We start from the raw sequence: 13,079 nt of genomic DNA on the forward strand, positions 1-13,079 counted from the left end.
GAGGTCACTGCAACCGCAGACCACTTTACGGCGACAAGCCTATTTAAATCAACCTTTGATTGTAATTGCGCGAATTTTATAGTCTCACTCTTGACCAAACCGCGCTCGCTGTTCATGTGGGAGGTCATATCATCGCGCCGACAAAGCATTTTTTGCCCGGCCAGGTCGTTAATTGGATCGCTTGAATGAACGTCGTCATTGTCGAATCGCCTGCCAAGGCCAAGACTATCAACAAATATCTAGGCTCCGACTATAAGGTCCTAGCCTCATTTGGCCACGTGCGGGATCTTCCGGCAAAGGATGGTTCCGTGCGGCCTGATGAAGATTTTGCCATGTCGTGGGAAGTAGACAGCAGTTCTTCCAAACGGCTTGCCGATATTATTAAAGCGCTGAAAGACAGCGACAACCTGTTTCTGGCAACTGACCCTGATCGCGAAGGGGAAGCCATTTCATGGCATGTGCTGGAAGTTCTCAATCAAAAGAAAGCCCTCAGGGGAAAGACTGTTAAGCGGGTCGCTTTTAACGCGATCACCAAAAAGGCAGTTCTTGATGCTATTGCCAATCCGCGCGACATTGATGAGCCATTGGTGGATGCCTATCTCGCTCGCCGTGCGCTCGATTATCTCGTTGGCTTCACACTGTCGCCCGTTCTTTGGCGCAAACTGCCTGGGGCTCGCTCGGCTGGGCGCGTGCAATCGGTCGCATTGCGTCTGGTTTGTGATCGCGAGTCGGAAATTGAGCGTTTTATTCGTGAAGAATATTGGAATATCGCAGCTCAGCTCAAAACACCGCGCAACGACGGCTTTATGGCGCGCCTTACCGTTCTGGACGGAAAGAGGCTAGGTAAGCTCGACATAAAAAACGCTGAACAGGCAAATTCTATTCGTTCCATGCTGGAAGGAGCAAGCTTTAACGTGGCTTCCGTTGAAGCCAAGCCAACCAAGCGTAATCCCGGACCGCCCTTTACCACTTCTACGCTGCAACAGGCTGCTTCAGGACAACTGGGCTTTTCTGCTTCACGCACCATGCAGGTCGCACAGCGGCTTTACGAAGGTGTCGATATTGGCGGAGAAACCGCAGGTCTGATCACCTATATGCGTACTGATGGTGTCCAAATGGCTTCAGAAGCCATTCAGGCCGCACGCAGCGCGATCGGAAATAATTTCGGCACGAAATATGTGCCGGAAAAACCGCGTTTCTATTCGAGCAAAGCCAAGAACGCGCAGGAAGCGCACGAAGCAATCCGCCCGACCGACTTTTCACGTCATCCCAAAGAGATGCGTCGTTATCTCGATGAAGACCAGGCACGGCTTTACGAGCTGATCTGGAAACGCGCCATTGCTAGCCAGATGCAGGCCGCTGACATTGAACGCACCACAGTTGATATTGAGGCGCTCAATGGCGATAAGTCTGCCATGCTGCGTGCCAATGGCTCGGTGACCAAGTTTGACGGTTTCCTTGCGGCCTATATGGACCATCGCGAAGAGGAAGATGAGGACGAAGACAGCGCAAAACTGCCGGAAATCCGTCAGGGCGAAGCGCTAACGCGTGAAAAAATTGATGCTACGCAGCATTCGACCGAACCACCTCCGCGTTATTCCGAAGCCTCGCTGATCAAAAAAATGGAAGAGCTGGGCATTGGCCGTCCTTCAACCTATGCCGCGACGCTCGCCACCCTTCGCGACCGTGAATATGTCACGATTGAAAAGCGTAGGCTGTCTCCCGAGCCAAAGGGGCGGTTGGTCATTTCTTTCCTCGAAAGCTTCTTTAGACGCTACGTGGAATATGATTTCACTGCCGCGCTCGAAGAAAAGCTAGACCTTATTTCGGATGGCAAGCTGTCCTGGAAAGACGTATTGCGTGATTTTTGGCGCGATTTCTCAGGCTCTGTTGAAGATATCAAGGAATTGCGGGTCACTAATGTTCTTGATGCCCTCAATGAAGAACTCGCGTCTTTGGCTTTCCCTGACCGGGGAGATGGAAGCGATCCACGCTCCTGTCCGGCCTGTGGCAACGGCCAGTTGTCATTGAAACTTGGCCGTTATGGCGCCTTTGTCGGCTGTTCTAACTATCCAGAATGCAAATTCACCCGTCAGCTTGGCGGCGATAGCAATGGTGAAGCAGCGGCTTCCGACGAGCCAAAAAACTTGGGGAAAGATCCCTTTACCGAAGAAGATATCACTCTGCGGACCGGGCGTTTTGGCCCTTATGTGCAACGCGGTGAAGGCAAGGAAGCCAAACGGGCGAGCCTGCCCAAAGGCTGGACGCCAGACACGATTGACTATGAGAAAGCTTTGGCGCTTCTTTCGCTACCGCGCGATGTGGGGCAACATCCTGAAACAGGAAAAATGATCACTGCTTCCATTGGACGTTATGGACCCTATGTTAGCCATGATGGCACCTTTGCCAATCTGGAAAGTGCTGACGAAGTTTTTTCAGTCGGTATCAATCGGGCCGTGGCCGCTCTTGCTGATAAGCAGTCCAAAGGCCCTGGCCGTGGACGTGCAGCACCAGCAGCACTGGCAACGTTGGGTGACCATCCAGACGGCGGAGCAATTACGGTCCGTGACGGGCGTTATGGACCTTATGTAAATTGGGGCAAAGTGAATGCGACCTTGCCAAAGGGCAAAGATCCGGCAAGTGTGACATTCGAAGAAGCGCTCGCATTGATTACGGAAAAGGCCGCGAATACCAAGACTAAAAAAGCCCCGGCACGTAAAACAGCCGCCAAAGCGGCCAGTGGTGAAAAGAAGGCGACGAAAAAAGCACCGGCTAAGAAACCGGCCGCAAAGGCCAAGAGCAAGGTCGCAGAGGAGTAATAATTTGGCACGCCGTATCCCAAATTCCGACACCGGGCGGTCCGCAAGGACCGAACGGCGTGCAGCCTCAGCAAAATCGAAAACAGCTTCTGGCAATACGCAGCAATTTATGCCCAGCAAGGAAGAAATCCTCAAATTTATTGAGGAAAATCCTGACCGGGCAGGCAAAAGAGAGCTCGCAAAAGCGTTCAATATCAAGGGAGGCTCCAGAGTTCTGCTGAAAGATCTGCTGCGAGAACTTGCCGATGAAGGTCTTGTCGAAAAGCGCGCCCGCAAGCTTTCACGCCCCGGCACTCTGCCACCAATAACGGTGCTGAGCATTACTGGTCGCGACAAGGAAGGTGGCCTTCTAGCGCGTCCGGTTGAATGGGATGAGGAAAGTTATGGCACTCCGCCGGTTGTTATGATCCGGCGTATGCGGTCAAACAAATCGCAAAACGGACCAGCGGCAGGTGTTGGCGATAAGGTTCTGGCAAAGATCATCCGCAATAAAGAGCAGGGCGGGCCCGATTATTCGGCACGTGTGGTCAAAATCCTTGATCATGCGAGCAATACGGTTCTCGGCGTGCTGCGCAAGCTTTCAAATGGCGAATGGCGGCTTGAACCTGTCAATCGCAAACAGCCTGAAGTGCAGCTTGATTCATCCGCCCTCCAGAATGCTGAAAGCGGCGATCTGGTTGAAGTAGAACTGACTTCATCCCGCCGCTATGGCCTGCCCCACGGTAAAGTCCTTCAGGTTGTCGGGTCGATCGACAGCGAAAAAGCGCTGTCCATGATTGCGATCCACGAGCATGAAATTCCGCATATTTTCCCCGCGGCCGTGATTGAGGAAGCTGAATCTGCTCCTCCAGCCACCATGGATGATCGGGAAGACTGGCGTGAAATTCCGCTTGCGACCATCGATCCTGCAGACGCAAAAGACCATGATGATGCGGTTTATGCCGAAGCTGACACAGACCCGGCAAACCCCGGTGGCCAGATTGTAATTGTCGCCATCGCCGATGTTGCCGCTTATATACGGCCCGGTTCGGCACTCGATCGCGAAGCATTAAATCGCGGCAATTCCGTTTATTTCCCAGATCGCGTCGTGCCAATGCTGCCCGAACGGATTTCTAACGATCTCTGTTCCTTGCGTGAATTTGAAGACCGTCCGGCGCTTGCGGTTCGGATGATATTTGACGCACAAGGCAAAAAGAAATCGCATCGCTTCCATCGTATCATGATGCGATCTGCGGCAAAACTTGCCTATGATCAGGCACAGACTGCAATTGATGGTGCGCCTGATGAGAAAACCGCTCCAATATTGGATACGATTCTCAAACCCTTGTGGAATGCATATGCGGTATTAAAGCGCGGACGTGATGCGCGTGAGCCATTGGAACTTGATCTACCGGAGAAGAAAATTCTTCTGGATGCCGAAGGCAAGGTCGACAAGGTGATTGTGCCTGAAAGGCTGGATGCCCATAAGTTGATCGAAGAATTTATGATTCAAGCGAATGTGTGTGCGGCTGAAACGCTTGGATCACGCCACCAACCGCTGATTTATCGTATCCATGATGCGCCTGCTCTAGCCAAGCAGGAAACATTACGCGAGTTTTTGCGCACGCTTGATCTTAATCTCGCCAAAGGAGCCAAATTACGGCCTCGTCAGTTCAATCGGATATTGGATGCAGTGGCTGACACCGATCATGAGGAACTGGTCAACCAAGTGGTTCTGCGCACCCAAAGTCAGGCTGAATATAATCCCGATAATATCGGACATTTCGGGTTGAACTTGCAGCATTATGCACATTTCACCTCTCCCATTCGGCGCTATGCCGACCTCACAGTCCATCGGGCTTTGATCAAGGCATTGAAACTGGGCGAAGGCGGACTGACCAGCAGCGAAGAGGCACAACTTGCCGAAACTGCCGCGCTCATTTCCGCCACCGAGCGCCGCGCTATGCTCGCCGAGCGAGAAACGGTGGATCGACTGATCGCGCATTATCTGGCAGCCCATCTTGGTGACGAGTTTGAGGGCCGTATCACTGGCGTGACCCGAGCCGGTCTCTTTGTATCGCTTGCGACATATGGCGCAGATGGGCTGGTGCCCATTTCAACTTTGGGTGATGAATACTATTTATATGATGAAGCAAACCATGCAATTGCCGGAGAAAGAAGCGGCAAGGGTTTCCGTTTAGGGGATACGGTGACCGTCAAGCTCGTCGAAGCTCTGCCCGTTGCAGGGGCGCTGCGTTTTGAAATGGTATCCGAGCCACATTCCCTCCCCAGATCGAACCAGTCTTTTCATAAGGCTCGACGGGGATTGCGTGGTCGCAAATTCCAAAGCGCGGGAGCATCCCGCAATAAAAAGAGAGATCGTAGATGAGCATGCTGGAAGCCCGTACTGCAGAAAGCCAAGTTCAGGTCTTTGGTGGTGAAGCCAACAAAACAGAGCAACCCTCCCGCCAGCTTGGGCTGGCAATGCGCCGGGGCTTCCGATGTCGTTGCCCCAATTGCGGCGAAGGAAAACTTTTTCGCTCTTTTGTTAAGCCTGTCGATCATTGCTCTGTCTGTAATGAAAGCTATACTGCCCAAAGGGCAGACGATCTTCCCGCCTATCTCACGATTGTGATCATCGGCCATTTTGTCATTGCAGGATGTATGGTCTTGGAAGGCGCGGTCGATATCCCGCTGTGGTTGCATATGCTGATCTGGGTGCCGATAACGGTATTGCTGTCACTTCTTTTGCTACAGCCAATTAAAGGTGCAACAATTGGCCTGCAATGGGCACTATTCATGCACGGCTTTGGTGGCCATCGTGACGGGGATTACGGCGACGTCACCTGACGCGGTAAAGTTCAGTGACATTGACGCAATCTGAACCATCTACGCGCAGACCGGTGTTGCGACCGCGCGATGCCGCTTCACTCTTGCTGATTGATAGAGACGGACCATCCTTGCGCGTGTTGATGGGACGCCGACATCACAGTCTTGCATTTATGCCCGGAAAATATGTCTTTCCCGGTGGCAGAACCGATCCGGCCGATAAAAATATAATCTCCGCAAGTGAATTGCCTGCGCAGGATATTAAAAAACTGCTGGCTGGTATGGGATCAAAAGCCAGTGTCGGACGAGCCCGCGCTCTTGGATTATCGGCAATTCGCGAAACTTTTGAAGAAACTGGGTTGCGCGTCGCACGAACGACATCAAAAAACATAATATTGCCAAATCATGAGGATTGGTGCTCCTTCCTGCGTGAAGGCATGTTGCCTGCACTGGGTGACTTGCGTTATTTCGCTCGTGCGATTACGCCGCCCGGGCATATACGCCGGTTTGATACACGGTTCTTCATTGCGTTTCGCGATCAGGTTCCGGACTTGGAGACGCAGAAAATCGTTCCAAGCGGCGAACTTGAGGATTTAAATTGGGTGACTATGGACGAACTGAAAAGGCTGGACCTCGCCCGCATCACGCAAGCAATATTTCGTGAAGCAAAAGCACTGCTGAGTGATTACAAGGCGGAACTTCCGGCCACCATACCGGTAATCGAATTTACTATGCGGCACCGCCATTATGTTCGTGAAGTGATTTAACGAAAATGGATATTAAAAACGAATCTGCGCAAATTTCTGCCCCATGCCAGCCAGGCGATCTGGCAGAAGAGCAACTTCATTGGCGCTCACTGGGTGCAGCCATTGCCACGATCAGCGCCGTTGGCGTCGCCATTGGCCTGGGCATACCTCTATTGAGTGTGCTTCTGGAAAGCCGTGGACATTCGGCCAGCATGATCGGGGCAAATACCGCCGTGGCTGGGCTTGCATCTATCGTCGCAGCCCCGCTGGCAGCTCCCATTGCTGCCAAGCTTGGTGTTACACGATCAATCGTCATCATGCTTTTGATCGGGAGCGTCGCCTTTCTCGGCTTTCATTTTCTGCAATCCATATGGGCCTGGTTTGCATTAAGGGTCGTTTTGCATTTTGCATTAACTGCCTTATTTGTCCTGTCAGAATATTGGATCAATGCCTCCGCTCCGCCATCCCGACGCGGGCTGGTATTAGGCATATATGCCACATCGCTTTCCCTCGGTTTTGCTCTCGGCCCATGGCTTTTTTCGGTCATTGGAAGTGCGGGCGCGCTGCCCTTCTATGTGGGCTTTGGAATCATCTTACTCGCAATCATCCCAGTGCTGCTGGCATGGCGCGATAGCCCCGATTTTGAGGAAGGCGATCATGTTCCTTTCCTGCACTACATATTTGCTGTACCCACCGCAACAATGGCAGTTTTTGTGTTTGGCGCTGTGGAAACAGGGGGCTTTGCGCTATTCCCGGTTTTTGGAGCACGGGTCGGTTATCCTGAAGCCGATGCCGCATTACTTCTCACGATGATTGGCCTGGGCAATGTGTTCATGCAAATCCCTTTGGGAATCATCAGTGACCGAATCTCTGACCGGCGTAAATTGCTTCTCATCTGCGCGGTAACGGGTTTGTGCGGTATGATCGCGCTCCCCTATTTGATGGAAAACTGGTATTTGCTAGCCACCATTCTATTTTTATGGGGTGGTGTCGTTGCGGGACTTTACACAGTCGGGCTTGCACATCTTGGCTCTCAACTCACTGGGCGTGAGCTCGCTTCCGCCAATGCAGCCTTTGTTTTCTGCTATGCAATTGGAATGTTGGCAGGCCCGCAAATGGTTGGTCTTGGTATGGACGCATTGGGACCAAAAGGTTTTCCTTACACTTTAGGCATGTTTTTTGCCGGTTATGCGCTGTTTGCGGTGATTAGATTGGTACAAAACAAGATGCAGGGTTGACTTTTTCTGCTCAATCCGTAAGTGTCGCGCCGAATTTCCGCTTCTGGCTCACCGCCGGACTCGCAGCGGTTTAATCATGAAAGAGCAGGTATTTCGATATGGCCAAGGCTACGACGATCAAGATCAAGCTTTTGTCGACCGCTGACACCGGCTTCTTCTACGTAACGAAGAAGAACAGCCGCACGATGACGGAAAAAATGACAAAAACCAAATACGACCCGGTTGTGCGCAAGCATGTCGAGTTCAAGGAAACGAAGATCAAATAATTCGTTTCCTACCAAGACTGGTAGAAATAAAAACGCCGTCTCGTTTCGTGACGGCGTTTTATTTGAAAGTATAATTTCTTTTGCGGCGTCTAGGCCGCCGATAACACAACTCTGTTTCTGCCGCTGCTTTTTGCTCTAAACATTGCAGCTTCAGCACGTGCAAATAGGGTTTCGCAATCATCGTCTTTCACACGCAGTTGTGAGATCCCAGCACTAATCGTTACTTGCGCTTCATGTTGATCTGCGCCTACCAGGAAGGGCTGTTCGGCAACCATTTTGCGCACGCGCTCTGCAACAAGCGCCCCTGTCTCTGCCGAGGCATCAGGCAGAACGATCACAAATTCTTCCCCGCCATATCGGCAAATTACATCCATATTACGGACAATTTTGCGCAGCCGCGCTGCAAATTCGCGTAAAACTTGGTCACCAGCGTCACGGCCAAACTGTTCATTGACGGTTTTAAAGTGATCAAAGTCGAACATCACGACCGAAAGAGGCCGATTTCGGTTTTCCGCTCGGGCAAGGAAAATCGACATATGCCGTTCCAAATAATGCCGATTATGGAGACCGGTCAGGCTATCAGTCACCGATCTTGTTGCTGCTTGATGGAGACTTTGGCGCAATAGCTCATTGTAGCATTTACGCTTAATCTGCGTCCTAAGCCGCGTGTGCAGCTCAAGCTTTTCTATCGGACGCATAAGATAATCGTTAACACCCAGTTCTAGCGCAGAGACCACCACCGCACCTTCATCTTCGTCTACGACCAGAATTATGGGAATATGTCGGGTTTTTTCGATTGCTCGTAACTGCGCGCAAAACTTCAAAACATCCGCGTGAGCGGAAGATGCTGAGATGATGATCGTGTCATAGTCGTTCTCAAGTGCCTTTAAAACGGCTTCCGTCGGCTCGTGGCAGCTATCGACGAAGAAATCGTCACGCAACACCATGCATAATCTTGCAGCAGCCGCCTGATCTTCATCCACGACAAGCAGGCGGGCTGCACCATCCCCGCCACCAAGTCGGGCAGAAAGCTTTGCCTCGACCTGTCTTTCTACCTCAATATCGGCTCCTATTCCTGACTGCCGGAACAGCTCATCGGACACTGTTTTGAAATGAGAAAGGCTTTTAATCCGCGATAATAATACCCGATCTTTGACTGGCTTAATGAAATAATCATCTGCTCCAGCCTCAAGACCGTTGATGCGATCTTCGGGCCGCTCAAAGGCGGTGAGCATAATCACCGGAATATTTGACGTCGCAGCATCGTCTTTGAGACGGCGACAGACTTCAAATCCGTCCATATCGGGCAATTGAACTTCAAGGAGGAGGATATCTACCTGTCCGCTGCGGCACAGTTCAATCGAGTCAGAGCCGCGATTCGCGATAAGCACCTCATAATATTGCTGCAAAAGAAGCGCTTCCAAAAGCTCAGCGTTGGCGGCGATGCTTTCAACTACGAGTACCCGTGCAGACATACTCCCCCCTTCATTGGCCTGCCACCTCAGGCGTCCCCGAGATATGACTTTATTGTCTCTATAAAGCGCGGCACTGAAATTGGCTTAGAAATATAGGCTTCGCATCCGCCTTGCCTGATGCGTTCCTCATCCCCTTTCATGGCAAATGCCGTCACAGCGATCACCGGAATATGCCGTAATTCTTCATCATCTTTGAGCCATTTGGTAACTTCCAGCCCCGATACTTCCGGAAGCTGAATATCCATAAGGATTAGATCCGGATGATGCTCACGTGCTAGATCTAGCGCTTCAAGCCCGCTGCGCGTCCGGATGGTTTCATACCCGCTGGCTTCGATAAGATCGCGAAACAACTTCATATTGAGTTCGTTGTCCTCGACGATCATCACTCTTTTAGTCATCGAATATTCCTGGCCTATTCTCCGCACCCTGGCGTTTCTTAATGTATTTTTACTTTAAGCCTATTTCATTTACGAATGGCAAATATTCCATTGTCGTCAAACTCCGAAAACAGTAAACACGAATTTGACGTAGCGGAACAGGGAGCCAAGCCGATGAAAAATACTATGAGTCAGGCCGAAGCAGAAAATCTTGCTATTTCTGCATTGGCGTGGCTCGCACAAGACAAGGATCTTCTGCCACGTTTTCTCGCTTTGACCGGGATTGAGGCTGCATCAATTCGATCAGCCGCGCAAGAACCTGGGTTTTTGGCAGGGGTGTTACAATTTTTTCTCGGCCATGAGCCGACATTGCTGCGTTTTTGTGAGGAAAGCGGCACAGAACCTGCATCCGTAGAACGAGCGGTCGTTCTGTTGCCTGGCGGTTCCACACCACAGTTCTGACCTTATCTCGTCTTGCAGAGCAGTACCAAAATAAAAGCCCGGCTATTGGCCGGGCTTTGCGTATCATGCAGCACTTGGACCGGGATCATTCTCATCATCGGCCACAACAGGCGAGCGCCTAGCTGTGAATTGAACCACATTAGCCGCGGGTGCTTCTGCCTCGGTCTCAACGGGCGCTTTTGAAACACTGAGCACATTAAGCTCGTGCAATCTGCCGTCGCGAGTAGTCCAGGAAATCGATTGCCCCGGTGTCAATCCGATCAGCGCCGTTCCGATCGGCGTCAGAATGGAAATTTTGCCCTGAGCAATATCTGCCTCGCCGGGATAGACCAGCGTGACGCGCCGCTCTTGACCGTCATTGGATTTGAATTCAACGGTAGAGCCCATCTGCACGACATTATCCGCGACGCGTTTCGCCGGAACAACCTTTGCTCGGTCAAGTTCCAACATCAATTCTTCCGCGATGTCCTCTTGTTTTTCAGGCACACTACCGGCCAACCCCATGAGGCGCTCATAGTCAGTTTCACTCACTACAATATTAGGCTTTTTGCGATTTTTTCCGCTCATAGCGATTGCTCACTGCTGTTATGTAAAGGAGCCCTTCATACCGATTCCGGACTGAAGCGTTTGATAGAAATTTGGTGAAAGCGCTTTACTAGAATTCGCTTCAAAAGAAGCAACAACCCTCCCCCGGAGTCCTTGGCGCTTGGCAGGACTCGAGGGCTGCTATCCCGTGATCGGCTTAACCCGATGACATATGGAAGTGAAACGGTTGCTCATAAGATGAGAGTTGGTGATATCGTGACTAATGTCAAGTGTTCAAGCCAATGGACACGTTGCGCCTGGTAACAATTACGAGCTTTAATGCTATAGAATATTCCTTCTATCTTCACGGGTCAGGGCATCGGAATTAACTAATAGATGGCTGCGAATTTTGTCACCAATACACCCACACAAGGTTTTTGCCGCGATTGCCTCGCCTTGCAAAAATCTCACTCCCAGCCGCGCTGCTCTCGTTGCGGCAGCCCTCGCCTATTGCGCCATAAGGAACTTTATTCTCTGGCCCTCGTCCATGTGGATTGCGACGCATTTTATGCCTCTGTTGAAAAGCGGGACAATCCCGAACTGCGCGATAAGCCACTCATCATCGGAGGTGGCAAACGGGGCGTTGTATCCACCGCATGTTACCTAGCGCGCATACATGGGGTTCGTTCGGCTATGCCGATGTTTAAAGCGCGTGAAGCCTGCCCTCAGGCTGTCATTATCAAGCCTGATATGGAAAAATATGCCCGCGTGGGGCGAGAGGTCAGGCGGTTGATGCAAGAACTCACCCCTCTGGTCGAGCCTGTTTCCATTGATGAAGCATTTATGGATCTGCAAGGTACGGAACGGTTACATGGGCATCCGCCCGCTATAATCATGGCGCGATTTGCCAAGCGGGTGGAAGACGAGATTGGAATTACAATTTCCGTCGGGCTTTCATATTGCAAATATCTAGCCAAAATCGCGTCTGACCTCGACAAACCGCGTGGTTATTCCGTCATTGGCGAAAGTGAAGCATTGGAATTCCTCCGAGATAAACCGGTGAGCATGATCTGGGGCGTTGGCAAATCTTTTAATGCCAAATTGGCAAGTGATGGAATTCGTACAATCGGTCAGTTACAGACCATGGATGAAGCCACTCTTATGAGAGCGTATGGCGCGATGGGCCAGCGGCTTTATCGTTTGGCGCGCGGCCAAGACACTCGCACTGTCGAACCCGAACACGCAATGAAAAGCGTGTCTGCCGAAACGACTTTCAACACCGATCTTTCACAAGCTAGCGAGCTGATCCCTATTTTGCGGGCCCTATCCGAGAAGGTTTCCAGACGGCTTAAAGCGGGTGAAATTGCTGGACACACGATTGTTCTTAAACTCAAAAGCAAAGATTTCAGACTACGGACCCGGAATCAAAAACTCTCTGATCCGACACAATTAGCTGATCGAATTTTCCGCACAGGCCTACAGCTTTTGCAACGGGAATTAGACGGCACAAAATTTCGTTTAATGGGTATTGGTGTAACCGAGCTTTCGACCGCGGATCGTGCCGATCCACCCGATTTGGTTGATACACAAGCCACCAAGCGCGCCGTCGCTGAAACTGCGATTGATCATCTGCGGAATAAGTTCGGCGTAAACGTTATCGAGACAGGCTATACATTCTCGAAAGGTGATCTTTCGAAAACTCAAACGCCTTCTGATCGCGATCCTGATCCCTAATTTAGCGCTCGTCGGCAGGGATTTTCCCCAATCCTAAACGGGAATGAGCAATAGATGTAAGAAAGCCAGATAAAAATGCGTCAAACGTTGCTAACGGCTTGACGAAGTGACCGGCGATCAATATGGAAAAGCACATAGAGGATGCGCAGATTGATTTGCCGCATCTCACGGATGGCCTCGTGGCGGAGTGGTTACGCAGAGGACTGCAAATCCTTGCACCCCGGTTCGATTCCGGGCGAGGCCTCCAAGCAAACTTCCAACTAAAACAATGTTCTATCAATCGTCCTAATTCAATTTTAGGTGCAAATGTTTTGCGCTCTTGTCTGAACGCGACAGAAATGCTGTTTTTGCCCCTTTTGTTTTAGTGAATAAATATAGACAACGGCATTCAGTCCAAAAATCAGTACTGGGCGATGGTGAGCCTTGCTTACCAGTGAGCAATATCGCGCATATTTATTACACTGGGATATTCATCTGGGATGGAATCGCTCTTGATAAATTCCAGCTGATCGGCCCGTTTCTTTGCGCACAATATCCGCATTGCTTTGTGGCCTGCCGCGCCTGAGCAGTAAAGCTTTTTTGAAGTCCCACAATGGAGCGGTGTTTCTAGTCAGGAACGGAAATGCACC

12 protein-coding genes and 1 tRNA gene are annotated in these 13,079 nt (G+C 51.1%); 10 read left to right on the forward strand and 3 right to left on the reverse strand.

Features of this window, described 5'->3' with window-relative positions:
• Positions 1 to 185 precede the first annotated feature (185 nt).
• The 6 genes from topA (at position 186) to rpmG (ending at position 7,877) form a co-directional block, all read left to right on the forward strand.
• Complete coding sequence (topA, locus tag C7374_RS12695; protein ID WP_111576000.1) at positions 186 to 2,819, forward strand: type I DNA topoisomerase; 2,634 nt, start codon at positions 186 to 188, stop codon at positions 2,817 to 2,819.
• Between the two features lie 4 nt (positions 2,820 to 2,823).
• Positions 2,824 to 5,187, forward strand: a complete 2,364-nt coding sequence (gene rnr / locus C7374_RS12700) for a ribonuclease R (protein WP_111576001.1) — start codon at positions 2,824 to 2,826, stop codon at positions 5,185 to 5,187.
• The gene (locus C7374_RS12705) at positions 5,184 to 5,648 is read left to right on the forward strand and encodes a DUF983 domain-containing protein (RefSeq protein ID WP_111576002.1); all 465 of its coding nucleotides are present in this window, start codon (positions 5,184 to 5,186) and stop codon (positions 5,646 to 5,648) included. The genes rnr and C7374_RS12705 overlap by 4 nt, the downstream gene beginning before the upstream one ends.
• Positions 5,649 to 5,800: 152 nt before the next feature.
• The gene (locus tag C7374_RS12710; protein WP_374850617.1) at positions 5,801 to 6,394 is read left to right on the forward strand and encodes an NUDIX hydrolase; all 594 of its coding nucleotides are present in this window, start codon (positions 5,801 to 5,803) and stop codon (positions 6,392 to 6,394) included.
• 5 nt (positions 6,395 to 6,399) lie between these two features.
• Positions 6,400 to 7,611, forward strand: a complete 1,212-nt coding sequence (locus tag C7374_RS12715; protein ID WP_111576003.1) for an MFS transporter — start codon at positions 6,400 to 6,402, stop codon at positions 7,609 to 7,611.
• 98 nt (positions 7,612 to 7,709) lie between these two features.
• Positions 7,710 to 7,877 carry a 50S ribosomal protein L33 gene (rpmG, locus tag C7374_RS12720; RefSeq protein ID WP_111576004.1) on the forward strand — a complete coding sequence of 56 codons (168 nt, stop codon included), beginning with the start codon at positions 7,710 to 7,712 and terminating at the stop codon, positions 7,875 to 7,877.
• An 89-nt stretch (positions 7,878 to 7,966) separates the two neighbouring features.
• Here the strand turns inward: rpmG and C7374_RS12725 are convergent, their stop codons facing one another.
• Together C7374_RS12725 and C7374_RS12730 are read right to left on the reverse strand one after the other, a co-directional pair.
• Positions 7,967 to 9,352 carry a PleD family two-component system response regulator gene (locus tag C7374_RS12725; RefSeq protein ID WP_111576005.1) on the reverse strand — a complete coding sequence of 462 codons (1,386 nt, stop codon included), beginning with the start codon at positions 9,350 to 9,352 and terminating at the stop codon, positions 7,967 to 7,969.
• A 26-nt stretch (positions 9,353 to 9,378) separates the two neighbouring features.
• Positions 9,379 to 9,750, reverse strand: coding sequence for a response regulator (locus C7374_RS12730; protein ID WP_111576006.1), 372 nt, complete (start codon positions 9,748 to 9,750; stop codon positions 9,379 to 9,381).
• Positions 9,751 to 9,903: 153 nt separating this feature from the next.
• On the opposite strand from C7374_RS12730, the gene C7374_RS12735 reads away from it, so the two are divergent.
• Entirely contained in the window at positions 9,904 to 10,191 is a 288-nt protein-coding gene (locus C7374_RS12735) for a DUF3572 domain-containing protein (protein ID WP_111576007.1), read from the forward strand.
• Positions 10,192 to 10,254: 63 nt separating this feature from the next.
• On the opposite strand, the gene rnk is transcribed toward C7374_RS12735, so the two are convergent.
• The gene (rnk, locus tag C7374_RS12740) at positions 10,255 to 10,758 is read right to left on the reverse strand and encodes a nucleoside diphosphate kinase regulator (protein ID WP_111576008.1); all 504 of its coding nucleotides are present in this window, start codon (positions 10,756 to 10,758) and stop codon (positions 10,255 to 10,257) included.
• Between the two features lie 354 nt (positions 10,759 to 11,112).
• Here rnk and C7374_RS12745 point away from each other — a divergent pair, with 354 nt between their 5' ends.
• From C7374_RS12745 to C7374_RS16010, 3 genes are all read left to right on the forward strand, one after another.
• Positions 11,113 to 12,450: a DNA polymerase IV gene (locus tag C7374_RS12745; RefSeq protein ID WP_111576009.1), complete on the forward strand. Its 1,338-nt coding sequence runs from the start codon at positions 11,113 to 11,115 to the stop codon at positions 12,448 to 12,450.
• Between the two features lie 173 nt (positions 12,451 to 12,623).
• A tRNA-Cys gene (locus C7374_RS12750) sits at positions 12,624 to 12,697 on the forward strand.
• A gap of 72 nt (positions 12,698 to 12,769) precedes the next feature.
• The gene (locus tag C7374_RS16010) at positions 12,770 to 13,015 is read left to right on the forward strand and encodes a hypothetical protein (RefSeq protein WP_158527839.1); all 246 of its coding nucleotides are present in this window, start codon (positions 12,770 to 12,772) and stop codon (positions 13,013 to 13,015) included.
• The last annotated feature ends 64 nt before the right edge of the window (positions 13,016 to 13,079 follow it).

Source organism: Falsochrobactrum ovis, from assembly GCF_003259955.1.
Classification (GTDB): domain Bacteria; phylum Pseudomonadota; class Alphaproteobacteria; order Rhizobiales; family Rhizobiaceae; genus Brucella; species Brucella ovis_A.

Excerpts from the sequence above, each read along its gene's own strand:
- topA (WP_111576000.1), top strand. The coding sequence starts at position 186 with ATGAACGTCGTCATTGTCGAATCGCCTGCCAAGGCCAAGACTATCAAC.
- C7374_RS12705 (WP_111576002.1), top strand. The coding sequence starts at position 5,184 with ATGAGCATGCTGGAAGCCCGTACTGCAGAAAGCCAAGTTCAGGTCTTT.
- C7374_RS12710 (WP_374850617.1), top strand. The coding sequence starts at position 5,801 with ATGCCCGGAAAATATGTCTTTCCCGGTGGCAGAACCGATCCGGCCGAT.
- C7374_RS12715 (WP_111576003.1), top strand. The coding sequence starts at position 6,400 with ATGGATATTAAAAACGAATCTGCGCAAATTTCTGCCCCATGCCAGCCA.
- rpmG (WP_111576004.1), top strand. The coding sequence starts at position 7,710 with ATGGCCAAGGCTACGACGATCAAGATCAAGCTTTTGTCGACCGCTGAC.
- C7374_RS12725 (WP_111576005.1), bottom strand. The coding sequence starts at position 9,352 with ATGTCTGCACGGGTACTCGTAGTTGAAAGCATCGCCGCCAACGCTGAG.
- C7374_RS12730 (WP_111576006.1), bottom strand. The coding sequence starts at position 9,750 with ATGACTAAAAGAGTGATGATCGTCGAGGACAACGAACTCAATATGAAG.
- C7374_RS12735 (WP_111576007.1), top strand. The coding sequence starts at position 9,904 with ATGAAAAATACTATGAGTCAGGCCGAAGCAGAAAATCTTGCTATTTCT.
- rnk (WP_111576008.1), bottom strand. The coding sequence starts at position 10,758 with ATGAGCGGAAAAAATCGCAAAAAGCCTAATATTGTAGTGAGTGAAACT.
- C7374_RS12745 (WP_111576009.1), top strand. The coding sequence starts at position 11,113 with ATGGCTGCGAATTTTGTCACCAATACACCCACACAAGGTTTTTGCCGC.